Here is a 447-nt window from a genome sequence, read left to right as displayed (position 1 = left end):
GCCGACCGCAAGCTGGTCAGGCACCAGCGTCGTGACTGAAAATGGTACGGCCGACGGCACGTTCATCACTCAGTCGGCGACGGGCACGCTGGTCTTCACGCAGGGTGCAGACGGCGCCAAGATCACCGATCTGGCGTTCCGCACGGCGATCGACATGACGCCGAACGGCCAGGACGGCGAAGGCTACCCGGCTCTGACGTCGCATGGTGTTGCGCTCCATTACGCAACTGCTGTTGTCGGCGGCCAGATCGTCCTGACGGCCTACACGACGGATGTTGGCCATCCRGTCTTCACATTCTCGGCAAACCAGGCAACGGGCGCCTATACCTTCACCCAGTTCGCCTCGATCGATCATCCCGATGCAGCCCGCACCGGTGCATCCGATGCTCTGCGTCTGGTCTTCGACTTCGCCGCAACCGATGGCGACGGCGACAAGACGGCCTGGAA

At 63.2% G+C, this 447-nt stretch carries 1 protein-coding gene; it reads left to right on the top strand.

Annotation, left to right across the window (positions count from 1 at the left end; all coding sequences use genetic code 11):
• Positions 1-31 precede the first annotated feature (31 nt).
• The coding region (locus tag AC1DJO_RS29885; RefSeq protein WP_477974138.1) for a DUF5801 repeats-in-toxin domain-containing protein at positions 32-447 on the top strand (416 nt) is incomplete at its 3' end.

The organism is Rhizobium sp. 05N430, from assembly GCF_056396985.1.
Note: the sequence above shows the minus strand (reverse complement) of the source record. Positions and strands in the feature narration are given on the sequence as shown.